Origin of the sequence: Nodosilinea sp. P-1105 (assembly GCF_012911975.1) — a bacterium.
Lineage (GTDB): Bacteria > Cyanobacteriota > Cyanobacteriia > Phormidesmidales > Phormidesmidaceae > Nodosilinea.
In genome coordinates, this window is the sequence record NZ_SMDQ01000002.1 from 87,917 (window position 1) to 111,986 (window position 24,070).

The 24,070-nt window shown below is 55.0% G+C and carries 21 protein-coding genes; 13 read left to right on the forward strand and 8 right to left on the reverse strand.

Annotation, left to right across the window (positions count from 1 at the left end; genetic code table 11):
• Position 1: 1 nt before the first annotated feature.
• Entirely contained in the window at positions 2-217 is a 216-nt protein-coding gene (locus tag E1H13_RS01395) for a DUF2997 domain-containing protein (RefSeq protein WP_169611607.1), read from the reverse strand.
• 346 nt (positions 218-563) lie between these two features.
• Between E1H13_RS01395 and E1H13_RS27620 the strand changes: the two genes are divergently transcribed.
• The 10 genes from E1H13_RS27620 (at position 564) to lspA (ending at position 9,018) form a co-directional block, all read left to right on the forward strand.
• Complete coding sequence (locus E1H13_RS27620) at positions 564-695, forward strand: hypothetical protein (RefSeq protein ID WP_256378479.1); 132 nt, start codon at positions 564-566, stop codon at positions 693-695.
• Between the two features lie 104 nt (positions 696-799).
• Complete coding sequence (locus E1H13_RS01400; RefSeq protein ID WP_169611608.1) at positions 800-1,669, forward strand: rhodanese-related sulfurtransferase; 870 nt, start codon at positions 800-802, stop codon at positions 1,667-1,669.
• Between the two features lie 134 nt (positions 1,670-1,803).
• Positions 1,804-3,129: a cardiolipin synthase B gene (locus E1H13_RS01405; protein WP_169611609.1), complete on the forward strand. Its 1,326-nt coding sequence runs from the start codon at positions 1,804-1,806 to the stop codon at positions 3,127-3,129.
• Between the two features lie 467 nt (positions 3,130-3,596).
• A complete protein-coding gene (locus E1H13_RS01410) occupies positions 3,597-3,767 on the forward strand; it encodes a ssl1498 family light-harvesting-like protein (protein ID WP_169611610.1) in 171 nt (56 codons plus the stop codon).
• A gap of 57 nt (positions 3,768-3,824) precedes the next feature.
• Positions 3,825-4,022, forward strand: coding sequence for an electron transporter (locus E1H13_RS01415; RefSeq protein WP_169611611.1), 198 nt, complete (start codon positions 3,825-3,827; stop codon positions 4,020-4,022).
• A gap of 342 nt (positions 4,023-4,364) precedes the next feature.
• Entirely contained in the window at positions 4,365-4,820 is a 456-nt protein-coding gene (locus tag E1H13_RS01420) for an ATP-dependent zinc protease (RefSeq protein ID WP_169611612.1), read from the forward strand.
• A 122-nt stretch (positions 4,821-4,942) separates the two neighbouring features.
• Positions 4,943-5,848 carry a 30S ribosomal protein S6--L-glutamate ligase gene (gene rimK / locus E1H13_RS01425; protein ID WP_169611613.1) on the forward strand — a complete coding sequence of 302 codons (906 nt, stop codon included), beginning with the start codon at positions 4,943-4,945 and terminating at the stop codon, positions 5,846-5,848.
• Between the two features lie 343 nt (positions 5,849-6,191).
• The gene (locus tag E1H13_RS01430; protein WP_169611614.1) at positions 6,192-7,700 is read left to right on the forward strand and encodes a sodium-dependent transporter; all 1,509 of its coding nucleotides are present in this window, start codon (positions 6,192-6,194) and stop codon (positions 7,698-7,700) included.
• A 237-nt stretch (positions 7,701-7,937) separates the two neighbouring features.
• On the forward strand, positions 7,938-8,537 hold the full coding sequence (locus E1H13_RS01435; RefSeq protein WP_169611615.1) for a biotin transporter BioY: 600 nt from the start codon (positions 7,938-7,940) through the stop codon (positions 8,535-8,537).
• A 4-nt stretch (positions 8,538-8,541) separates the two neighbouring features.
• Positions 8,542-9,018 carry a signal peptidase II gene (gene lspA, locus E1H13_RS01440; RefSeq protein WP_169611616.1) on the forward strand — a complete coding sequence of 159 codons (477 nt, stop codon included), beginning with the start codon at positions 8,542-8,544 and terminating at the stop codon, positions 9,016-9,018.
• A gap of 29 nt (positions 9,019-9,047) precedes the next feature.
• Here the strand turns inward: lspA and E1H13_RS01445 are convergent, their stop codons facing one another.
• The 5 genes from E1H13_RS01445 to E1H13_RS01465 all read right to left on the reverse strand — a co-directional run bounded on the left by E1H13_RS01445 (position 9,048) and on the right by E1H13_RS01465 (position 11,826).
• On the reverse strand, positions 9,048-9,764 hold the full coding sequence (locus E1H13_RS01445; protein WP_169611617.1) for a DUF6683 family protein: 717 nt from the start codon (positions 9,762-9,764) through the stop codon (positions 9,048-9,050).
• Positions 9,765-9,831: 67 nt separating this feature from the next.
• Positions 9,832-10,332, reverse strand: a complete 501-nt coding sequence (locus E1H13_RS01450; RefSeq protein WP_169611618.1) for a hypothetical protein — start codon at positions 10,330-10,332, stop codon at positions 9,832-9,834.
• Positions 10,333-10,362: 30 nt separating this feature from the next.
• Entirely contained in the window at positions 10,363-10,629 is a 267-nt protein-coding gene (locus E1H13_RS01455; protein WP_169611619.1) for a hypothetical protein, read from the reverse strand.
• Between the two features lie 134 nt (positions 10,630-10,763).
• Complete coding sequence (locus tag E1H13_RS01460; protein ID WP_169611620.1) at positions 10,764-11,234, reverse strand: cupin domain-containing protein; 471 nt, start codon at positions 11,232-11,234, stop codon at positions 10,764-10,766.
• A 106-nt stretch (positions 11,235-11,340) separates the two neighbouring features.
• Entirely contained in the window at positions 11,341-11,826 is a 486-nt protein-coding gene (locus tag E1H13_RS01465; RefSeq protein WP_169611621.1) for a hypothetical protein, read from the reverse strand.
• Between the two features lie 400 nt (positions 11,827-12,226).
• Between E1H13_RS01465 and E1H13_RS01475 the strand changes: the two genes are divergently transcribed.
• Positions 12,227-12,544, forward strand: a complete 318-nt coding sequence (locus E1H13_RS01475; protein ID WP_169611623.1) for a DUF2283 domain-containing protein — start codon at positions 12,227-12,229, stop codon at positions 12,542-12,544.
• A 441-nt stretch (positions 12,545-12,985) separates the two neighbouring features.
• The gene (locus E1H13_RS01480) at positions 12,986-16,720 is read left to right on the forward strand and encodes an NB-ARC domain-containing protein (RefSeq protein ID WP_206069873.1); all 3,735 of its coding nucleotides are present in this window, start codon (positions 12,986-12,988) and stop codon (positions 16,718-16,720) included.
• 170 nt (positions 16,721-16,890) lie between these two features.
• Here E1H13_RS01480 and E1H13_RS01485 read toward each other — a convergent pair whose 3' ends face one another.
• The gene (locus tag E1H13_RS01485; RefSeq protein WP_169611625.1) at positions 16,891-19,434 is read right to left on the reverse strand and encodes a glycogen/starch/alpha-glucan phosphorylase; all 2,544 of its coding nucleotides are present in this window, start codon (positions 19,432-19,434) and stop codon (positions 16,891-16,893) included.
• 1,084 nt (positions 19,435-20,518) lie between these two features.
• On the opposite strand from E1H13_RS01485, the gene adhE reads away from it, so the two are divergent.
• The gene (gene adhE / locus E1H13_RS01490; RefSeq protein WP_169611701.1) at positions 20,519-23,173 is read left to right on the forward strand and encodes a bifunctional acetaldehyde-CoA/alcohol dehydrogenase; all 2,655 of its coding nucleotides are present in this window, start codon (positions 20,519-20,521) and stop codon (positions 23,171-23,173) included.
• Between the two features lie 84 nt (positions 23,174-23,257).
• On the opposite strand, the gene E1H13_RS01495 is transcribed toward adhE, so the two are convergent.
• Positions 23,258-23,596: a hypothetical protein gene (locus tag E1H13_RS01495; protein ID WP_169611626.1), complete on the reverse strand. Its 339-nt coding sequence runs from the start codon at positions 23,594-23,596 to the stop codon at positions 23,258-23,260.
• Between the last annotated feature and the right edge of the window lie 474 nt (positions 23,597-24,070).

Sequence of the window (24,070 nt, forward strand, 5' to 3'; positions counted from 1 at the left end):
ATCACCACTGGCTATAGGAGACTTGAGAGGATGCTTTTTCGCCGATTGTCTGCTGATTAGGCTGGTTGTAATAGTCAGAGGTGGTCTGCTGAGACACAACAACACCGAGTTGAGCCTCAATAGCCGCCGTAACCTCAGCACAGGATGCCCCCACGATGCCAGTCACCGCCTCCTTGACGCGACCATCGGGGTAGATGATGAACTCTAACGTTTCCATAGATAAATTAGCCAGGTTAGTTAGCCTTTTACCCTGCCATGAACTTGCAGGTTTAACAAAAATGGCCTGTGGCAACAGCCCACAATACAGCCTTGGTTTAGATCCTAACGATCGTTGGGCAAATAACCCACAATGTTTCATTACGAAAGTCAATACGCTGTATTGATTCGGCGAGCAAAGCCTGTATTAGATGTAGTGTCGCGTAACTTTCAGAGAGCGTCAAGGCAACTTTTGTTACATATTGTCGAGATATTCACCCCTGCTTTGCCCTGAACTACCATTTCATCGGCATTCTACAACGGTCGATAATTAAGAAACGTAAAGCAACGATTAAGGAACCTTTCCCATGCCAGAACCCATTTACGACCTACTGCTGCGGGGTGGCCGGGTCGTTGTCGGTGGTGCGAACACCTGCGGACAGCGCCAAGATTTTCGAGTTCTGTTTGGAGAAGACGAGTGGGTGTTTTCCGAGTTATAGCGGCGTTCGGGGGCGTTGGCTGAGGTCAGAACCCCTCGGCGGTGCTTGATCAGCAAAATATTGAGCTTATCTATAATGAGGAGTCCGTCCATCACGGTTGTTCCATGGTTTGGATTGTTGCCACCTTTTACAAATTTGTCCCCCTCAGTCAGCCGGGGACACTGCGGATTGAGCTGCTGGAAACATGCCTGGGCTGGGGATTGCGGGGGACGATCTTGCTGGCCAGCGAGGGACTGAACGGCACCGTGGCGGGCGATCGCAACCACATCGACCAACTCCTGACCTGGCTGCACGGTCATCCTGAAGTTGGCTACTTTCCCCACCAAGAATCGGCCACCAACGAGGCACCGTTTGAACGGATGAAGGTGAAGCTGAAGCGGGAAATTGTCACCTTGGGGCGACCGGAGGTCAGCCCAGCGCAGCAGCCGGTGGGCACCTATGTCGATCCCCACACCTGGAACCAGGTGATTAACGACCCTGAAGTGATGGTGATCGACACCCGTAACGACTTTGAAGTGCAACTCGGCACCTTCCAGGGGGCAATCAATCCCCAGACCCAATCATTCCGGCAACTGCCCGACTACGTGGCCACCCACCTGGACCCGGCGCAACACAAAAAAGTCGCCATGTTTTGCACTGGCGGCATTCGCTGCGAAAAGGCCACCGCCTACCTGCGATCGCAGGGCTTCGAGCAGGTTTACCATCTGCAAGGGGGCATTTTGAATTACCTAAAGACGGTGCCTGAAGCCGAAAGCTTGTGGCAAGGGGACTGCTTTGTGTTTGACGATCGCGTCACCGTCGACCATCAGCTCGCCCCAGGCCAGTACCAGCTCTGTCTGGGCTGTGGCCATCCCGTTAGCCCCCAGGAGCAAACCTCCCCCACCTATGAACCGGGCATTAGCTGCCCCCATTGTTATGCAGATCTAACTCCTGAACGGCGCGATCGTCTAGCCCAACGACGGCGTCACCGCTAGTGACCTAAAACTCCATCTGGCTCCCTACCTGGGATAGAGACAAGAGCGGGGGACCGTCGGTACCCTAGACTCCATCCAGTATTGTGGATGCTGGTTTTTTCAAAAAGTAGTGTGTCGCCGTGGAAGACAATGTGATGCCCAGCCCGTTAGACAGCCAGGATGCAGACCAAAAACCTCCCTCTGTGCATTGGTGGTGGTGGCTAGCTGGGGGGGTGGGAGTCTTGCTGATTGCCCTATTCGGCTATGTCTACGCTAAGGGCATTTTTCGCACAGCGCCAGACTATAGCATTGCCAATGTTCCTGGCTTAGAGGATCCGCAGTTTCATCTCAGCCTGGTGGGGTTGACCAATGCCGTGGCCACCACCGGGTACATGACCGGCTTTTGGGACAATGTGGACGATATTTATGCGGCCCGCAAAGCCGCCATGGCCCAGGCGGAGCGCCTGATTCAATACGAAACCTACTTTATGACCCCAGGGCGTCGGGCCGATGACTTTGCTGATGTGGTAGTGGAACGGGCTCTGGCTGGGGTGACGGTGCAGCTGTTGTTTGACCATCAGGGCACTGAGGCCATGCCCGCAGAGTACTGGCAGCGGCTGAGAAATATGGGGGTGCAGGTGGAGTTTTTTCGCCAGCCGGATTGGCGGGCACCGCTGGAATACAACTCGCGATCGCACCGCAAACTCTTAATTATTGATGGTCAGCAGGTGCTGATTGGCGGAGCTGGCATCTCTGACTACTGGGATGGGGTCGAGTTCGACCACGACACCGCCCCCTGGCTCGACTTTGAAGTGGCCTACGAAGGGGAAATTGTGCGCCTGCTCCAGGGTAAGTTTCTACAGAACTGGGCCTATGCCGGGGGCGACATCAACCTCGATCGAGAGGTCAGCACCGGCCCGGACGAAGCGGTCGTTCCCTTATACATCACGGATGACACCTCAACGTTGAATGAATCGTCCATCCGCATGTTGGTGCAGCTAAGTGCATTAGCGGCCCAGCAGCGACTCTGGGTTGGTAGCCCCTATTTCGTCCCTGATCGCAACACTGCCCAGGCGCTAATTGACGCCCAAGGTAGTGGAGTTGATGTGCGCGTGTTGACCATGGGCGATGCCACTGACAAACGATTTGTCCACCTCGCCTCCCGAGAGCTCTACGGCGACCTGTTACAGGCCGGCATCGAGGTTTGTGAATATCAGCCCAGTATGATGCACGCCAAATTCATCCTGGTGGATGCGGATTGGGTCAGCACTGGCAGCGCCAATTTTGACCCCCGCAGCTATTTCCACAACGACGAACTCAACATCTCCGGCCCCTACCCACAACTGTCTGACGCCGTGGAGCAATTCTTTCTCAACGCCATGGACAACAGCCGCTGCCTTTCCTACCCAGAGTGGCAAAATCGACCATGGACCGAAAAACTGACCGGGCAAGTCGCTCTGATCTTCAAAAATCTGCTATAGCCCAGAACTTAGGGATCTGCGGGTTAATAGTCTACCCAGTGGCCAGGTTTCGACTTCGCTCAACCTTCAGCGATCGAGGGCTGAGCGAAGTCGTTCATGTCATGGCTCCCCTGGGGAGCAAGCCCGATCTGCGGGTAGTTTATTGTCCTCACGTCCCTTACCATCATTTCACCCCAAGCATCCCCGTTGAGATCGTTGCCTCGACAGGGATGCATTTAGGGCCTCACCCATTGATAACGTCCCCATGCCTGTGCCGCGATCGCGGAGCAAGATCAGAGGTCTAAGGCGAGGCTCCCCCCTTGAATAGTCGCCTGCTGGTGCTTTTTTGCAGACATCTTCCTCAGGCACTGAGGCGGGAATGCCTTCGGTTAACGCATTCGAGGAATTTTCGCAAACTTTGTTGCACGTTTGTAACAAAACTGTTACATTGATTTACATAAAGCAACAAACGCCCTGGAGGGACCCAAATGTACACCACCCAACTCGACAACGGTATTCTCAACAACTACGCCGTAGAGCCCACTGTTTATCTAGCGGAGTATCCTTCCCAATGGCAGCAGCAGCGCTACGCGTTACAGGGTGCTGTGGCCACTCTTTTCGTCACTGGTTTAGTGCTGGTCGCCCTGGCTGTTAGCTAAATCAGGGCTAGGGAGACTAATTAAGTTTTAGATGTCTTTGTAAAGGAATCAGTGGTTATGTTTGCACCTTTAGTTGTCCTGGTTCGTAATGCGATGGGTACTCCCAAGTTCAACAAGTTACGGGGAAAGGCCATCGCGCTGCATTCTAAAGCGATTACTCGCTTCTGCAATCGGTTTGGGATCACCAGCAAAGAGCGGCAAAGCTTGATTCGCCTGGCTCGGGACAATGGCAAGCGATTGGGCTTCTTGATCTAGTCGATCACATCGGGTTGTGACCAGAAACACTCAGAAATCAGGCTGCGATCTCAGTCACAGTCTGATCAGCCCGGTAAATTTAAGAGTAATAAGCCCAAGGGCTGGTTTCACCAAGGGCGATCGCTAGACAATCTCGACCCCTTTCTGGGCATTTACCATCGACTCACCTTCAGTTTCCTCTCCAAGACAACGACTGTCAGCCCCGGTGCTCTACCGGGGCTTTTTATTGGGGCGATTGGGAGATTGAGTTTCTTATAGATTTAGATCCGCATCCATGGGGCAACACCCTATAGGATATAGGCATGACCACCGGAAGCAGCTAGAGTTGCTAGGAGTATCGCTATGGGGTCTGAGGCGGCGTCCTTAGACATAATTGGTTGGCGCGAATGGGTTGCCCTGCCGGCCTTAGGGGTTCACACTATTAAAGCCAAAGTCGATACCGGAGCGCGGTCTTCGGCCCTGCATGCCTTTGAGGTGGAACAGTTTGAACGGGATGGCCAGCCGATAGTGAGGTTTCAGGCCCACCCGGTTCAGCGCAATGACACGGTGATTGTGGCAGCTGAGGCTCCGCTGCTGGATCAGCGGGTGGTGCGAAATTCTGGGGGGCAAGAACAGTTACGACCGGTGATTGAAACCTCGGTGCGGGTGGGGCATCAGGTTTGGCTCATAGAACTGACGCTCACGAACCGCGATGACATGGGGTTTCGCTTGTTATTGGGGCGTCAGGCGGTGCGCTATCGCTATTTGGTTGATCCGGGGGGCTCATACCTGCAACCATTACCAGAGCACTCCAGCTAATTCGTTATCGAGAAATTGGGCAAGGCCAGTACAACTCGCTAATTTCAGCGCCATTACCCCGGATACTTTTTGATGGAATACGCTCAGAGATACGTTTGGCCGATGTTTAACCATAAGCCGCTATGAAAATTGCGATTTTGTCTAGGGATGCTACGCTCTACTCAACCCGGCGGCTCAAAGAGGCGGGAGAGGCTCAGGGTCACGACATGCCGGTGATCGATCACCTGCGCTGTTACATGAATATCACCTCCCACAAGCCTAAGGTGATCTATCAGGGGGAGCACCTGGAAGATATTGAGGCGGTAATACCCCGGATTGGGGCGTCGAATACGTTTTATGGCACGGCGGTGGTGCGCCAGTTTGAAATTATGGGGGTGTTTACGGCCAATACTTCCATGGCCATTTCGCGATCGCGGGATAAGCTGCGATCGCTGCAAATTATGGCTCGGCGAGGTATTGGCTTGCCCGTTACCGGGTTTGCCCACTCCACCAAAGATATCGACGGCCTGGTGGACATCGTTGGCGGTGCCCCCCTGGTGATCAAGCTGTTAGAGGGCACCCAGGGCATTGGGGTGGTGCTGGCAGAAACCCAGCAGGCCGCCAAGTCGGTAATCGAAGCGTTTCGCGGCCTGGATGCCAATATCCTGGTGCAAGAGTTTATTAAAGAAGCGCGGGGCATGGACCTTCGCTGCTTTGTCATCGGCGATAAGGTGGTGGCCGCCATGAAGCGCCAGGGGGCACCGGGGGAGTTTCGCTCGAACCTGCACCGGGGGGGGTCGGCGGACAAGGTGCGGCTCACCCCAGAAGAACGCAGTACTGCCATTCGAGCGGCCAAGGCCATGGGTTTGCGGGTGGCCGGGGTAGACCTGTTGCGATCGAACCACGGCCCGGTGGTGATGGAAGTCAATTCATCCCCAGGGCTGGAGGGGATCGAAAAGGCCACTAATGTTGATGTCGCCAGCAAAATCATTGATTTTGTGGTGAAAAACGCTGCCCCCCATAAGGATCGCGATCGGATTAAGTACTGATGTATCGTTGGAGATGGGGAGATGGGGAGATGGGGAGATGGGGAGATGGGGGAGAGCGGGGAGAGTTTTGAGTTTTGAGTTTTGAGGTAGGGGCAGACCTGGGTGTCTGCCCTGGTGGGAAATTGGGCGATGGGGGTAGGGGCAGACCTGGGTGTCTGCCCTGGTGGGGAATTGGGCGATGGGGGAGGTAGGGGAAGAGTTTTGGACTTTTCATTCTGTCGCCCTCCGCCCTCCACTTTTCGTCTTAGGTAATCAAGGGGGGTTGCCCTTTAAAGTTTTTTGTCATCCTCAGTTTTGGGTAGAGCCCTTGTTTTATGGTGCTTAAACGGAGGAAGAAAACACTATGACACGTGAAAAGTGGTCGTCTAAGACTGTATTTATATTGGCGGCGGTTGGCTCAGCCGTCGGGTTAGGCAATGTCTGGCGATTTCCCTACTTGGCCGGACAGTATGGGGGTGGGGCATTTTTAATTCCCTACCTGATTGCGTTTGTGGTCATGGCCACGCCCATCTTGATTTTGGAACTGGCGATCGGTCAGCGGATGCAGCAGGGGCCGGTTAAATCCCTACGGCAGATGCACCCCGCCTTTGGTGGGGTAGGGCTTTTGGGGGTAATTTCGGCTTTTTTGGTGGTGGCCTACTACGCGGTGGTAATGGCCTGGTGTTTGCTGTATCTGTTGCAGTCGTTCGCCGTCGCCTGGGCCGATGACCCTGAAACCTACTTTTTTGGCAATGTGTTGCAAATTAGTGACGGCATTGGCCAGTTGGGGGGCTTTAACGGGCCGGTGCTGGGGGCTTTGGCGGCCATTTGGCTGATGATTTATTTCTGTATTTGGCAAGGTCCCAAAAGTGTGGGCCGGGTAGTGCTCTATACGGTGCCGATCCCGGTGGCGGTGCTGGGGGTGCTGTTTTTGCGATCGCTATTTTTACCGGGCTTTTGGGCTGGCTGGCAGCTCTACCTCACCCCAGTTTGGAGCGCTATGCTCTCCCCTGAGGTTTGGACGGCAGCAGCGGCCCAGGCCTTTTTGACCCTATCCGTGGCGTTTGCGATCATGCTTACCTATGCCAGCTACAAAAACCCAGACGAAGACATTGCTAAATCCTCGTGGATTACGGCCCTGTCAGATATGGCTATCAGCCTGTTTGCTGGATTTGTGGTGTTTGCGGTGCTGGGCTATATGGCCTATGAAGCCTCAACGACAGTGGCTGAGGTCACGGCCTCGGGGCCAGGGCTAGCCTTTGTTGTGTTTCCCCAAGCCCTCAGTTTGATGCCCCTACCGGGCCTGTTTAGCGCCCTGTTCTTCTTTATGCTGCTTACCCTGGGGATCGACAGTGCCTTTTCGCTGGTCGAACCGGCGATCGCGACGATTACCGACATGAAGCCAGAAGCTAAGAGCACCCGGGTGGCGGGCTGGGTTTGTCTTGCGGCCTTTGGGGTGGGTCTGTTATACACCACCCGAGCCGGGCTCTACTTTTTGGATATCATCGACCACTTTGTGGTCAGCTACAACGCGATTTTGATGGCCCTGGGGATGGCCCTGCTGGGCGGTTGGGTATTTGGAGCCGAAGCTTTGCGCCGCTATATTAATGAAGTCAGTGACTGGCATGTGGGTCGCTGGTGGAATATAGCGATTAAATGGGTAGTCCCTGTGGTGCTGACCATTCTGTTGGCTACCCAACTTTCCACCGATCTACGCAACCCCTATGAGGGTTATCCAGCTTGGGCCCTGGCCCTGGGCTGGGCGGCGGTGATCGTGCCCGTAGGGCTTGGCCTGTGGATGGTGCGGGGTCAGCGACAAAGCGTGACGACTAATCGTGATGCCCTGGCCGAAAGCCCAGTGGCAGATGAGTAGTACGCTGCGGCATCAGTCGGCCAACCATTCCTGATACCTAGCCCCTAGTCGATACTGTTGACCGTTTTGAGTCGGCGATCGCCCCTTAAAATCTTTCCGCCCAAATCACACCAGCCAGGAAAATCCCTGTTACCCTGGATGTCTACATTTTGCTGGTAGTTTGCCGACCATAGCGGCGATCGCCCACAGCAAGTCACAACATCAGGGTAATCACAACGACGGGTGAAAACATCACAGGTGCTAGCGCCATTTGAACTACTGTGGGCATTAATTGGGTTGGTCCTCACCATTGTGGCCACCTGGATGGAAGCATTCACCATTAACCCGCCCTGGGCCTGGGGCAGTTCTGGCGTAGAGTTGATGTCTTTGGGGGTCAGCTTTCAGGTGGGGGCCGTGTTGCTCACGGGCTGCGTCGGCGGTCGCAATGCAGCGGCTCTATCACAAATTGCCTACCTAGTTTTGGGATTAGCCCTGTTTCGTGTCTTTGAATTCCCCGTCTTTACCCAGGGAGGGGGGCTGAGTTACGTCCGAGAACCGGGCTTTGGCTACTTAGTGGCCTTCGTGCCCGCTGGTTGGATCTGTGGCTATTTGGCCTTCCAAGAGCCCCCAAAGCTAGAAAACTTGGCTTACAGCGCCCTTTGTGGTCTGGGCATCATCCATGGCCTAGGGATTATTTACCTGACCTTCGCTTCCCTGCTAGGCTGGCTACAGACCGTCTCAGCCTCTTACTGGGAGCTATTGCTGGCCTACTCGTTGGTCCCACTCCCCGGCCACTTGGTCGTGGTGTGTGCGGTGGCGGTTCTTTCCCTTACCCTGCGGCACCTGCTGTTTTATTAATTCCATGGGCGTTAAAAATCGTTATTTCTGGATAGCCGCCGCGATTGGGTTAGTCCTCGATCAGGCCACCAAGTACTGGGTGGCCCAAAACTTTGAGCTGACCACCCCACCGGACTCTGTGGCTCTGTGGCCAGGGGTGTTTTACTTCACCTTTGTCACCAACACCGGGGCCGCCTTTAGCCTGTTTAGTGACAGCGGGGAATGGTTAAAGTGGCTGTCGATGGTGGTTAGTTTGGGGCTAGCAGCTTTAGGGATCTGGGTCACCTTACCCAACCGTTGGGAACAAGTGGGGTATGGACTAATTCTTAGCGGTGCCCTGGGCAACGGCATTGATCGGATGCTGGCCGGAGAAGTTATTGACTTTTTGGATTTTCGGCTGATTCGCTTTCCCATTTTCAATGTGGCCGATATCTGCATCAACGTCGGCATTATTTGCCTGTTAGTGGCGGCGGTTAAGACGCCCCAGAAGCGCGATCGCTAACCCAAAACAGCCCCGTTTTTAACTAGCGGCTATCCGGCTTCGTCGGTCAAAATGGCGATTAGGGTGGCCTCTGCCATGGCTTGGGCTTGGGTAATCAAGCTCGGGTCGTCGTCGGCTTGGCCTTGGAAGTAGAGGGCCAGGGGCAGGGCCGCTGAGATGACTATGGTTTCATAGAGTTCTTGTTTGCCCCGGGCACTCAGAAACTGAAAGTGAGCGTCGCTGGCCAGGGCGTTATTAAAATTCTGGAGAATCACATCTTGCTCTACCTGGCTCAGCTCTTCCCCGTCATTGAGCACATAGTGACTGGTGAGTAGCAGGTACATCATCGCTCCCGCCACGTTGTGTTGTAGTCGTTGCTCCCCTTCCTCGACAAGCCAGTGATGATAATTGGCCAGCAACTCAGCATAGAGGTTAGCCAGTTGCTGCTGATCGGTAGGGCTGAGGGTAGGATCGCCAGCTAGCTGCTGGGGCATCAGTTGCCGGGCAACGGGGCGAAAGCTGCTAGCACCAAGGGGGGCAGAGGACGCCGCCACTGGGGACACCGCCGCAGAAGTGCCTGAAGAGCTACCTGCCACCATGCGTTGAAAGGCGCGGTTCATAATGGCGGTATCAGCGGAACTGGAGATGGGGTTATTCCAGGTGTTGAAGGTGTAGGGATTGGTGAATTGGGCTTTGGCAGGTTGTAAGGGAAGAAGTAGAGTAGTTGCGATCGCAGTTCCTGCCATGATCGGTCTTACCCATGTCATCGGGATAAATGTCATTTAAAATCAGCTCCTAAAACTTAGAAAGAAGACGAGAGTCTAACCCTCTGGCTTACCGTTGGGGGGTTTGGGATATTTGGCTAAGTCGCCCCTCTAGGGCCGCCAAAAACAGCGAGCCATTATCAATTGAGTCAATTTCAATAGCCATGATCTCGCCCGATTTAGAGAAGATGCGAATGCTATCGCCCACCATCCCATCGGTTTCGTGCTCGATGCGCTCGACCTCAGTTAAAGGAATGACGCTGGTGCCCATGGGCTGGTGATAGATCACCCGGCTATCGGTCAAAATGGCCGCTTTAGTTCCATTCAGCTGAAACGAGGCATCGTAGTAAGCCATGATCGTTTCATGGGGGTCTAGTAATTGATGGGATTCGAGATATTCCAGGGCATAGGGTTCCATATTGCTGGTCACCCGAACCCCGCCCTCTGGGCCAGTGAGAAAGAAAATAAACAGTCCAAAAAATCCTAAAAACACAGCGCCTATTGGCAGAACAATAGCCAGAATGATCCATTTCCAAGGCTGGTTGCTTTGCGCTTGAGGTTGAGTTTCCATAGAGCGATCCTGTGTAAATGGTGAAAAGTCTTAGGGTAAAAGTCTCGTTTGCCCAGACAAGGTGCCCCCTGCACCGGCAGACATCAATGCGGATTCCCCTGGCAGATCCTGGGGGGTTTGAGTAACGCCGTGATCGGCAACGGGGTGCTGGGTGGGATATAACACTGAACTGGAGTAGTGCTGGGGTGCCGCTAATTCGTCAACCTGGGCGATGGGAGATCCTAGGGAGCAACTTTGAAGCAGTACCAGAGACAGGGTGGTAAAGGCCGCTGAGGCCAGAGTATTGAGATCAGACATGGGGGGCTCCTTTGCCGAAGGGCCGAGTGGTATTGAGGGATAGGGGGCCTTGGCCCTCTCCCCAACCCCTCTCCCAACCTTGGGAGAGGGGCTTTAGAGGCCGACATGTGGGTGACTTCTTGGAAGCCTTGAGATTAGGCTGCTGCTGCTGGAATTAAACGCACGTTGTGCTTGGCACAAACGGCTTCGAAGGTGTCTGGATCGGGGGGGAGAGTGGTGATTTTTTCCCCGACTTCGCGGTAAAAGGCATCGGACCAGCCCGGTAAAATCACCAGCAGCCGAGCCGTAGGAGAAACGATTCTAAAGCTGTGGGCCATGTTTTCTGGGAAGTAGATGGAGGTTCCGGGCTGGGCTAGTACGGTGCGATTGCCCAGGCGCACCTCTACCTCGCCATCGAGGATGTAGAAGGTTTCTTCCCAGGGGTGGGTGTGTAGGGGGGCACCATTGTCGGCGGTGTCCGTGGCTTCGTACATCACCCACTGTCCCCGAGTATCGCTGTTGGACACTTTGAGGATCATGGTATGGCTGAGCATTTGGAAGCGATCGCCTTCGCCAGCGGCTAACACTTTGGGGGTTTTGTTGCTGGTTTTAATTAGAGTTGTCATGGTAAGAATTCCTCAGAATTGAAGGGATAAAATTGAAGTAACGAGTGGTCGGACCGTTGAGATATACACTCGTCGAGTAGACACCGCCCTCCGGGCCAAAGCATCCTTATCCGCGGACTGGTACAGTGGCCATCTGCGCTAGGAGGTGGTCTAAACTGGCAGGAGTCATGGCCTGTAAGTACCCCTCAGCCATCGTGGGAGGAAGCAGTTCTAGCATCAGGTGGTTTTCCACCCAAAACTCGATCAGGTTAAATAGACCATCGCGGTTGCAGACCAGGACGCGCCACCCCTCCCGCTGGGCGATCGCCTCAATCTCGGCCTGGCTCAGGGGTACTGAAATGGCTGCATGGACTGCCGAGAATCGATAGGGGTGAGCATTGCGACAAAAGCTCGCTTCGTCAGTGCCGCGACCGGGCATCAGTTCGCTACCCATGGGGTAGACCTCGATCAAGGTGCCATAGTCATCTTTGGTCAGGACGACATAGGCCCCCTCCAGGGGCGGAAACGGCATGATCGTGCCCTGGAATAATTCAGCTAACACCGAAGCGACATGGTGGGGATTTTGTGCCGGAATGGATATGTGGTGAATCATGGAAACCTCTTCAGAAGCGCCGTGGGAAGCGCTGTGTGGTTGATGCATCCACTATCGCTCTGCCCCCTCTGGGATTCCAGGGAAGATAGGGTAAGTTAAGCGGGAAGTTAGTAGGAGCCTAAGTTGGCTGATCTCAAATGGATGATGGGGAATTCCCATACGATCTCAGCGACCATGCACAACGCAGACTGGCTGGACGCCAGATCGATTTGCAATGGGTAGCCTTTACTCTAAATGAGCCTGCTTTGGTTGAGCCGCATCCCGAGGATGCTACCTGCCGATGTGCCTATCGGGCTATCCCTGATGCTGAGGGGCGAGTCTTAAAAGTTGTCTATAATGCAACGACAGAGCCTTGGCGAATCGTGACAGTTCATTTCGATAGGCGAATGCGAGGCCGGTTATGAAAATTCAGTTTGATCCAGCGGCTGATGCCCTCTATCTTCAGTTAGCTCCAGATCAGGTCGTAGATTCTGAAACGATAGAGCCCGATTTGGTATATGACTATGATGCCGAGAACCAGGTGATCGGTGTTGAAGTGTTGCGGGTCAGCGTTAACCTGGCTGACTTAGCTGTTAAGCCGCTACCCTTTAGCTCTCTTGAACAGCAGGTTGAGTTTATTAATTTTTTAGAAAGCCTGGCAGACCAAGATTTACAAGCAAAGCTAGCCTTTGCTAAACAGATTTTGCAAAACCAGCGGGCATTGTTGCAGAAAGCTTAATTTGGTCTGGCAGTCCGCCAGACCATCAGTTCGATGCCCAGCGATTGACAACCACATGGCCGATTGATAGAGCTGGAAGAAACGGGTGGTTTCTCACAGGATTCTGGCCGGGGATACCCCGAAATTCGTAGCCAACGGGCCACAGAACTTTGGAGGCTTGGTATGCTTTACCAATCTTCTAGCCGATCACTACAGTTTCGTAATTTTACTTAGGGAACTTAAGTTCCATGGCATAATCCTGACTTAGGCTGCGACTGGTGCCCTAAGGGGACAGCCTGGAGGAAGGCAGAAGGCAGAAGGCAGAAGGCAGAAGGCAGAAAGCAGAAAGCAGAAAGGCTTGTGTTTCCAGGCCATGGTCCAGCAGTTCTTTCCTTAGGTCTGTACTAGAGTGCCGCCCATTCCCCTCAACCTCATTTCAGGGCAAGGAAGTTGTAGTTAGTGGTGGAAAAGCGAATTTTGCGACGCCGTGGGGTAGTGTTGACGCCCCAGGGGCAGGAAAAGTTGAATGCGGCTCGGCGACAGATGGAGCTGCAAGACAATGAAGGGCAGCGGTTTACCCTGGAAGAATTGTGCGATCGCACCCAGCTTTCCCTCAAAACCATCACCAAAGTTCTTGATGCCAAGACCACCGTTGATCGCCAAACCCTAGAAGCGTTCTTCTGCGCCTTTGGCCTCACCCTCGATCGCCGCGATTACCAATTTCCAGAGGTTGGGCAGACACCTGGGTCTGCCCCTACGGAATCCGATTATTCCTCGGTTGGGCAGACACTTGGGTCTGCCCCTACATCTCCCCCTTCGACTCCGCTCAGGGCAGGCCATCTCCCCATCTCCCCATCTCCCCATCTCCCCATCCCCACCACCTCCTGGGGCGAAGCCATCGATGTCTCCCACTTCTATGGCCGCCAGCAGGAACTTGAGGCCCTAGAGCAGTGGATTGTGCTCGATCGCTGTCGGTTAATTGCCCTGCTGGGCATGGGGGGCATGGGGAAGACGGCTCTGTCGATCAAGCTGGCCCAGACGGTGCAGTCTCACTTTGAGGTAGTGATGTGGCGTAGTTTGCGGGATGCGCCGCAGCTGAGTGATGTGCTGGCGGATATTTTGCCGATTCTGTCCCAGCAGCAGGAGGTAAAGTTACCCCCGGGGCAGACGGCCCAAATTGCCCGTTTGATGGATCACTTACGGCAGCGCCGTTGTTTGCTGGTGCTGGATAATGCTGAAACCATTCTGCAAACTGGCCAGGCGGTGGGCCGTTATCTGCCGGGCTATGAAGCCTATGGTGACCTGCTGCAACAGGTGGGGGCAGGCAGCCACCAAAGCTGTTTGCTGATCACCAGTCGAGAAAAGCCGGGGGAAATTGCCGCCCTAGAGGGGGATCATTTGCCGGTGCGCTCCCATGCCCTACCGGGTCTGAAAGCCCTGGATAGTCAGGCGCTGTTTCAGGCCAAGGGGCTGGCGGGGTCCACCACCGACCACCAGCGGTTGATCGATCGCTATCGGGGCAATCCCCTGGCGCTGCAAATTGTGGCTACCTCCATCCGTGATCTGTTTGGGGGCAGCATTGCCGAGTTCTTGCAGGATGAGGCGGTGGTGTTCAGCGATATGCGACGGCTGTTGCAGCAACAATGCGATCGCATTTCCGAGCTTGAACACCAGGTGATGACCTGGCTGGCCATCCACCGCGAATGGGTAACCCTGGCCCAACTTCAAGCCGATGTGGGCCAGGCCGTGTCGCGGCGACAGTTAATTGAAGCCCTAGAAGCCCTCAATCGCCGCTCCCTGATTGAACGGGGTGACCTGGGCTTTACCCAGCAGCCGGTGGTGATGGAATACTGGGTAGAGTGCCTCCTGGAGCAAGTCTTTGCAGATTTAACCGCCATAGATGCCCCGAGTGCCAATTTCCTACCTCCCCACCTCCCCACCTCCCCATCCCCCCACTCTCCTTGGTTCCACCACTACCCCCTGATCCAGGCCACCGCCAAGGAGTACATTCGCCAGAGCCAACGGCGGGTCATGCTTACCCCCCTGGCGGAGCGACTAAAAACCCATCTCTGCCCCAAAGAACGGCTGGCCACCCACTTGCAGCAGGTCTTGGCCCAGGTTAGGCGTCACTTTGCCCATACCCCCAGCTACAGTGCTGGCAACCTACTTAACCTGATGTACCACCTGGGCCTGGATTTGACGGGCACTGATGTTTCAGGCCTATGGATTCGTCAGGCCTATCTGGTGAATACCCCCCTGCACCAGTGCAACTTTACCCATGCCACCTTCGAGCAGACCGTGTTTGCCGAACCCAGCACCTACAGTCGAGCGGTGGCCTTTAGTCCGGACGGCACCATACTGGCCTCAGCCGACTTCAACCACCTGCGGCTGTGGGCGATGCCCAGTGGTCGTCTGATTCGCTCGATGCCCCACAACACCTGGACCTGGCGGCTCGCCTTTAGTCCAGATGGCACCCGTCTGGCCAGCGGCACCACCGATAATGTGGTCAAAATCTGGGATGTAGCCACCGGGCAGTGCCTCAAAGTCCTAGAAGGGGAGGACGAGGGGTGTTCTTCGATTGCCTGGAGCCCCGATGGTCGCCAACTGGTCGGCAGCTACCACAACCACATTCGCCTCTGGGATGCCGTCACCTGGACACTCCTCGGCACCCTGAGCGACCATACCCACCGGGTAGCTTTTGTGGCCATTGCCCCCGTCGCTGATGCCCAAGGGCGGGTGATTCTCGCCAGCGGCAGCCATGATCAAACGGTGCGCCTTTGGGATCTCCAAACCCAGCAATGTCTGCATGTGCTGCGGGAACATGCCAACTTGGTCTGGAACCTTGCCTTTAGTGCGGACGGCAAAATCCTGGCCACCAGCAGCATGGATGGCACTATCCGCCTCTGGAACGTGGCCACAGGGGACCTAAAAACCACTCTCACTGGCCATCGCCATATTGTTAGTGCAGCCACGTTTATCCCCAATACCAACATCTTGGTCAGCAGCAGCTTTGATCAAACCCTGAAATACTGGGATATTCACCAGGGCACGTGTCTCCATACCACCGTGGCCCATCGTGGCGAAGTGTGGGGCGTTGCCAGTACCCCAGATGGTCGCCTCATCGCCAGCGTCGGCAATGATAAAGCAGTCAAACTGTGGGATGGTCTGACTAAACAATGCGTGAAAACGATTCGGGGATCCTCCAGCCAGGTCTATGGGGTTACGGGGGCCAGTCCTGGCTTTTTAGTGAGTGGTGGCGATGACGAACTAGCCCGAATTTGGGATTTAAGGACTGGCCAGTGCTGCCAAACCCTGGTAGGCCATGACAGCTGGGTCTGGGCGGTGGTGGTTGATGTGGCCCGGCAACGGTTAGCTACAGCCGGGGGCGATGGCAAAATTCGGATTTGGGATCTAACGACTCACCACTGTCTGACCGTGCTGCCCGGTCACACCGCCCCGATCTATGGTCTGGCCTTTAGTGCCGATGGCCAAACCCTGGCTAGTTGTGGGGCCGATGCTGGCACTAAACTGTGGGACATGCAGACCGGCGACTGCCTCCGTACCTTGGAGGGACACCGCAGTTGGGTGTGGGATTGTGCCTTGGCCACCCACTCCCCCTGGTTGTCGACGGCCAGTAATGACGAAACCGTCAAGCAATGGGACATTCAAACCGGTGACTGTTTACGCACCCTAGCTGGCCATAGGGAACGAGTTTGGGCCGTGGCCATTGCCCCCGAAGATGACCTGATTGTCTCCGGCAGTGAGGACTATACGGCCAAGGTTTGGGACGCCACCACCGGCGAGTGCCTGAGCACTCTCAAGGGTCACACCAGCCAGGTTAAAACCGTGGCCTTTGACCCGTCGGGACAATGGTTGGCCACCGGCAGCCAAGACTGCACTCTCAAACTCTGGAACCGCCGGGGGGAGTGTCTGAAAACCTTCGAGGGCCACACGAGCGCTGTTTCTTCTCTGACCTTTCTGGCCTCGATGCCGATGGACAAATCCGCTTCTCCCCTCCCCTGTCTGGTTAGCGGAAGCCACGACGAAACCATTCGACTGTGGAATATTACCTCTGGGGAATGTCTACAAGTGCTTCGGAGTCCCCGCCTCTATGAAGGGATGACCTTGGCCCAGGTGCAAGGGTTGAGTGCCGCTGCGATCGCATCCTTGCAAGAACTCGGGGCCCAGCCCTCTTGATCCATGGCCCCTAACCCAGGGTAAGCCGTCCAAGGACTGGCCTGACATCAGAGATGATTGGGCTTAACCCATTGGACCGACACCCATAGACCTAACCCAAAAGATACCCCCAGCGGTCGTAACCAACTGGGGGCATCCATTGCATCAGGCAAAACTCAAAGCGACAGCACCTATTCCTCAGGTGCAACCGGCACCGGCTTCACATGCCAGATATCCCGAGCATAGTCGGCAATGGTGCGATCGGCAGAGAACTTACCCGACCGGGCCGCATTTAGGATGGACATGCGGGTCCAGCGATCCTGGTCTTCATAGCAGCGACTGACATGCTCTTGACATTGAATGTAGGCGGCATAGTCGGCCATCACCATGTAGGGATCGTCCACCAACAGCGAATCCAGCAGGGGTAAGAACAGATTGGGATCCTCAGGACTAAACAGCCCAGAGGCAATCACATCCACCACTCGCTTCAGCTCGGGGTTGGTGTCGTAGTAGTGCCAGGGGTTGTGACCCACCGCTTTGCATGCGCCCACCTGCTCAGTGGTCAAGCCAAACAGGAAGAAGTTGTCAGCCCCGACCTCTTCGCGAATTTCCACATTAGCCCCATCTAAGGTGCCAATGGTCAAGGCCCCGTTGAGGGCAAACTTCATGTTGCCGGTGCCCGAGGCTTCTTTACCAGCGGTGGAAATTTGCTCGGACAGGTCAGAAGCCGGAAAGATGCGCTGGGCGGCCGACACGTTGTAGTTAGGCAAAAACACCACTTTCAGCCGTCCAGCCACAATTGGGTCGTTATTCACCACATCGGCTACGGCGGTAGTGAGCTTGATGATCAGCTTAGCCATGGCATAGCCAGGGGCGGCCTTGCCACCAAAGATCACGGTACGGGGCACCACATGATCCCCGGGGTTTTGCACCATGCGGTTGTACAGGGTGATCACATGCAGCACGTTTAGCAGCTGGCGCTTGTACTCATGGATACGCTTAATTTGCACATCAAACATGGAGTCGGGACGCACCTCAATGCCCATGGTGCTTTGAATATGGTGGCTGAGATCCCACTTGTTAGCCTGCTTGATCGACTGCCAAGCCCGGCGAAACTCGTCGTTATCAATATGAGCTTCTAGCTGCCTGAGGTCGTCTAGGTGGGTAATCCAGCGATCGCCGATGGTCTCAGAAATGAGCTGGGCCAGGCGAGGATTACACTGCAACAACCAGCGACGGGGGGTAATGCCGTTGGTTTTGTTGGTGAACTTTTCAGGCCACAGGTCATAAAAGTCGTGGAGCACGTCTTGCTTTAATAACTCGGTGTGCAGCGCTGCGACGCCATTAACAGCGTGACTACCCACACAGGCCAGGTTAGCCATGCGCACCCGCCGCTCAGGACCTTCTTGAATCAGCGATAACCGGGCCAGTCTCTCTGGATCTTGGGGATAGCGCAGCTTCACCTGATCTAGAAAGCGGTGGTTAATTTCGTAAATTAGCTCTAGGTGACGGGGCAGCAGCCTGCCAAACAGGTCCACCGACCAGCATTCCAGAGCTTCGGGCAACAAGGTGTGGTTGGTATAGCCAAAGGCCTTCTGGACAATGGGCCAGGCGGCGCCCCAGGTGAAGTGGTACTCGTCAATCAGCAGGCGCATCAGTTCGGCAACACCAATGGCTGGGTGGGTATCATTCAGCTGAATTGCTGCGAAGTCTGCCAAGTCGTCTAGGCTAGGGTGATCCCGCAGGTGTAGACGAATAATGTCTTGCAGAGCACAGGTTACAAAGAAGTACTGCTGCTGTAGCCGCAGTTCCTTGCCCTGAGCGGTTTCATCATTGGGATATAGCACCTTGGTGATATTTTCAGAGATCATTTTATCGGCCACGGCCCCAAAGTAATCTCCAGCATTGAAGGCATTCAGGTCAAAGGCCGTACCGGCCTCGGCCTTCCACAGCCGCAGAATATTGACGTTTTCAGTGCCGTAACCCGGAACGGGCACATCGTGGGGAATGCCAATTACAGTTTGGCTGGGCACCCATTGCACCCGATAATTACCGTCACTATCTTTATGGACCTGGGTGTAACCACCAAACTTGACCTCAACCTGGTAGTCGGGCCGGGCAATTTCCCAGGGGTTACCAAACGTCAGCCAGCGATCGGGTGCTTCCACCTGGTGACCGTTGTGAATGGCCTGGGTAAAAATGCCAAACTCGTAGCGAATACCATAGCCCACAGCGGGTAGATTGAGGGTGGTGAGGGAATCCATGAAACAGGCGGCCAAGCGACCCAGACCGCCATTACCTAGCCCTGGTTCAGCTTCACGCTCAAGCAGCTCATCCAAGTCCAGGCCGCAGTCCGCCAAGGCGCGACGCATGGGTTCGTGTAACCCTAAATTGATCAGGCCATTCCCCAGGTGACGCCCCATCAAAAACTCTGCCGACAGGTAGTACACCACCTTGGCTTGGGCCTGGGCATAGGTCTTGGCCGTGCGGATGCGCTTCTTCAGCAGCTCATTGCGTACGCTATGGGCCAAGGCCATGTAATAGTCGTGGGCATTGGCAAATTGTTCGTCCTTACCCTGGACCCACTGCAAGTTGTTAAACAAGGCTTGCTGGAGTTGTTGGGATGGCTCTCCTAGGTCGGTCAAGACGCTAGCTGTAGGGCTGACCTCTGGACTAAGCCCAGGGGTAGCGGTCACCACCTCAGGTGAAGATAGGTGAGCTGGTTGTCTAATCATATAAACCCCTAACTACATTGAAGACTAATGAGGTACGTGAATGATCCCAAAATGCTTGACTTAAGGAGATGGACCTTACCTCATCTAGCAAGAACTGCTACAGAACTATGCCTCGCCTAGTAAGGGATGCCACGGAATAGTGATTCTAGCCATCTAAGACCAACACATCAACAATACTAGGCCTGTCATAAACATTGGTCTAACCTTACAAGTCCAGACCAATCTCATATTAACTGCCCGCAGACAAAAAAAAGTATCATTCAAAACGCATTCTTGATGTCAAGCGAATTTTTGCTTTGCTTGGATGCGGAGAAGCTAGCCATAGCCAACTCAAACTAGATATTTAAAACTATCCTAAATACAAAGTTTAGCCCACTGCCATTGACTTTCAGCCAAAATTACCAGGCCCCCGGGAAAAAGATTATGAGAATAAGATGTCGCAATGTAAAGCTAATTGAAGCAGCTCATAAAAAGGTTGCGACAACCTGAGAGTGGCCCGAAAGGCCCTACGAGTAGGCGCTTGCAAAAGTTAAGGAACGTTAAGCCTGTGGGACTGATGAGCTTTAAGCACTGCTTTTAAACGATCTCATGATTTATTTTGGGCATGCACTGGATAGTCTCACCTTTTTTTTAGGTTCATGAATCTATAGTAAATATTAACGCTGCCTATTTTAGTTTGGAAAAAATATTTTGGTCAGCTTAGTTGATTAGAGCATGATCTTTGAAGCCTTGAAACCAGAGAAGGGTAAAGATTAAGAAATAGCTAGAAAATCCTTTAACTGGGATCCCTTGCTCTTAGGATGGATCTGGTTTTGCAAAGAGCCTGACCAAGAGTTGTCTTCAAGAGTTGCCTTGTTGTTGTGATTTCGGTAAAAATTCGGCTAGGGCACGGTCGGCATAGCGTCGATACATCACAGGTCTGTACAGCCCCAGGTGTCCATCCCCCCGAAGTTAGAGATCACACGGCCCAAGATGGCAGGGCTGAACCAATGAGTTCCATGAGTTCAATTAAGTAGGTCTGTTAGTAGATAACTCGGTTAGATAGTTGGCGCGCGATCGTGCCATTCGAAGACCTTTCCAGGAATTGACTATGCACATCACCAATCTCGATGAGCTAGAAGCGTTAATTGCCCGAGTTAAAGCGGCCCAGCAGCAGTATGCCCGCTTTTCCCAAACCCAGGTAGATCACATTTTTAAGCAGGCGGCCCTGGCGGCGAATGCGGCTCGCATTCCCTTAGCCAAGCAAGCGGTGACCGAAACTGGCATGGGTGTGGTGGAAGACAAGGTGATCAAAAACCACTTCGCCTCGGAGTACATCTACAACAAGTACAAAGACGAAAAAACCTGCGGCGTGGTGGAAGCCGACAAAACCTTTGGCATGCAGAAAATTGCGGAGCCCGTCGGCCTGCTGGCGGGGATCGTGCCCACCACTAACCCCACGTCTACGGCCATCTTTAAGGCATTGCTGGCCCTGAAAACCCGCAATGGCATTATTTTTTCCCCCCACCCTAGGGCCAAAGGCTGCACCATTGAAGCGGCCCGGGTGGTGCTGAAGGCAGCGATCGAGGCGGGGGCTCCGACCGATATTATCGGCTGGATCGACGAACCCACCGTGCCCCTGTCCCAGGCCCTGATGCAACACCGAGACATCAACCTGATTTTGGCCACCGGTGGCCCCGGCATGGTGCGGGCCGCTTACTCCTCAGGCAATCCCTCCTTAGGGGTGGGGGCAGGCAACACCCCAGCGGTGATCGATGCCACCGCCCACCTGAAGATGGCGGTGTCCTCCATTCTGCTGAGTAAAACCTTTGACAATGGCATGATCTGTGCCAGTGAGCAGTCGGTGATTGTGGAAGATGCGGTGTACGACACCGTACGTCAGGAATTCTGCGATCGCGGTGCCTACCTGCTTAACCCCGAAGAACGGGACAAAGTCCGCCAAATTATTCTCAAAGATGGCCATCTGAACGGGGCGATCGTCGGCCAGCCCGTGAGCAAGCTGGCGGAACTAGCGGGGATCACCCTGCCCGAGACGGCCCGGGTGATCATTGGGGAAGTTGATGCCATTGGCACCGAAGAACCCTTCGCCTTTGAAAAGCTCTCGCCCATCCTGGCCATGTATCGGGCTACAGACTTTGCCGATGCCCTGGCCAAAGCCCAGGGGCTGATTACCTTTGGTGGACGGGGCCACACCGCCGTGCTTTACACCGCCCCCGGCAACCATGAGCACATCGAGGAATTTGAGAACAACGTGGAAACGGCGCGAGTGTTGATTAACACCCCCGCGTCCCAAGGGGCGATCGGCGACCTGTTCAACTTCCGCCTTGACCCCTCCCTCACCCTCGGTTGCGGCTCCTGGGGCGGCAACTCCGTCAGCGAGAATGTGGGCGCGCACCATGTGCTCAACATCAAAACCGTCACCGAACGACGGGAGAACATGTTGTGGTTCCGGATTCCGCCCAAGGTGTACTTTAAGCACGGCTGCATGCCCGTGGCCCTGCGGGAACTGGCCGGTAAACAGCGGGCCTTCATTGTCACCGACAAACCCCTCTATGACATGGGCATGACCAAAGGATTAGAGGAGGTGCTAGAAGACGTTGGGATCAAGTACGACATCTTCTACAATGTGGAGCCCGATCCTTCCCTAGCCACCATCAACCGGGGGCTAGACCTGATGAAAACCTTCAACCCCGATGTGATCATCGCCTTTGGCGGTGGCTCCCCCATGGATGCGGCCAAAGTGATGTGGATGATGTACGACAATCCCGACATCGAGTTTGAGGGCCTAGCCACCCGATTTATGGACATTCGCAAACGGGTGTATAACCTGCCCGACATAGGCCAAAAAACCCTGATGGTGGCAATCCCCACCACCTCAGGTACCGGGTCAGAAGTCACCCCCTTTGCGGTGGTCACCGACGATCGCACCGGCATCAAGTACCCCCTGGCCGACTATGCCCTGACCCCCAATATGGCCATTGTTGATCCCGAGCTGGTGCTGCATATGCCCAAGGGGTTGACTGCCTTTGGCGGCATCGACGCCCTCACCCACGCCCTGGAAGCCTACGTGTCGGTGTATGCCTCGGAGTACACCAATGGCATGGCCCTGGAAGCCATTCGGCTACTGCTGAAATACCTGCCCAGTGCCTACACCAATGGGGCCAACGATCCCAAAGCGCGGGAAAAGGTACACTACGCTGCCACTATGGCTGGCATGGCCTTCGCCAATGCCTTCCTGGGGGTGTGCCACTCCATGGCCCACAAGCTGGGGTCCACCTTCCATGTGCCCCACGGCCTGGCTAATGCCCTGATGATCTCCCATGTGATCCGCTATAACGCCACCGATGTGCCCTTTAAGCAGGCAATCTTCCCGCAGTACAAGTACCCTAATGCCAAGTGGCGCTACGCCCGCATTGCCGACTACCTGCAACTGGGCGGCACCACCGAGGATGAAAAGGTGGAGCGGCTAGTGGATGCGATCGAGGATTTGAAGCGCCAGCTCAATATTCCCATGACGATTCGAGAAGTGCTGAACGACGACGACAAAGCCTTCTACGACCATGTAGAAGAGATGGCAGACCAAGCCTTTGATGACCAATGCACCGGGGCCAACCCCCGCTATCCGCTGATCCGCGATCTAAAAGAGCTATACACTCTGGCCTACCGGGGCTGCCGCATTGAGGCCACCCTGTTTCACCCAGAAAACCAGGAGGAGTTGCCGCCAGTGGCGATCGTGTAGTTAGGCCCAATCCCAGGGGTCTAGTCTTAGCTGAGGCTGATGGAGCCGAGGAGATGCAGACCCCTGAGATCGGTTGGCCCCAGACTATTCCAGCAGTAGGGTTTTGGTGAGGATCACCATCCACACCTCGACTGCGCTCGGTGGAACCCCCTCGACTGGATTCGGTGGCGTCTGCTCGGAGGGGCTAACCGCTGGGGGAGTCCCTCCGCTTTGGGGCACTGGCAGGGGATCGCTCCAATCGTTGGGGTCGGCATAGCCGAGGGCATGGAGGATTTTGATGGTGCGGTCTAGGGCGGGTAGGCTGCCGTAGAGCAGATGGCGGACTTTTTCGGGTCGAGGCGGACGGGGACTGCTGGCCGACGGCGGCAGGCTGGACGCACTGCCGGACACAGCACCGGCGCCCGGTTCGAGATATTGCAACATCGGTTCTGTTTCCTTTTTTGCGTTTGCAGAAAACAAACCCTTCGCCGCCATCCCCTCCTCGGAGGCTTGTACTGTTCGCACAGCGACCCCAGAGGGGGAACCTGTCGAAGTGGGCGGGGGTGGGTTTGAGGAAAACAGAACGCGAAAACCCTAGCGACCCACGCTGGAGGTGCAAACTGGGTGCTAGGGTTGATCCTAGCCTCGCAATCTGCTGGATAGACTTGCGGGGTTAGCTGTTCGTAGGTGGTGCAAACACCTGCGGACAGCGCCAAAGCTTTCGAGTTCTGTGTGGTCACCGTTCGGTTGAACGGCTTAATGTAAGAGCATAGTGGGGCGACTCCCCGCCGTCAACCGTAGCCTTCACAATTACCCTTGCCCCCCTACCCATCCAACGGACTGCGCACCCCCCGCCCACCGCGATTCAGCACGTGGGTGTAAATCATGGTGGTCTTCACATCCTTGTGCCCCAACAAC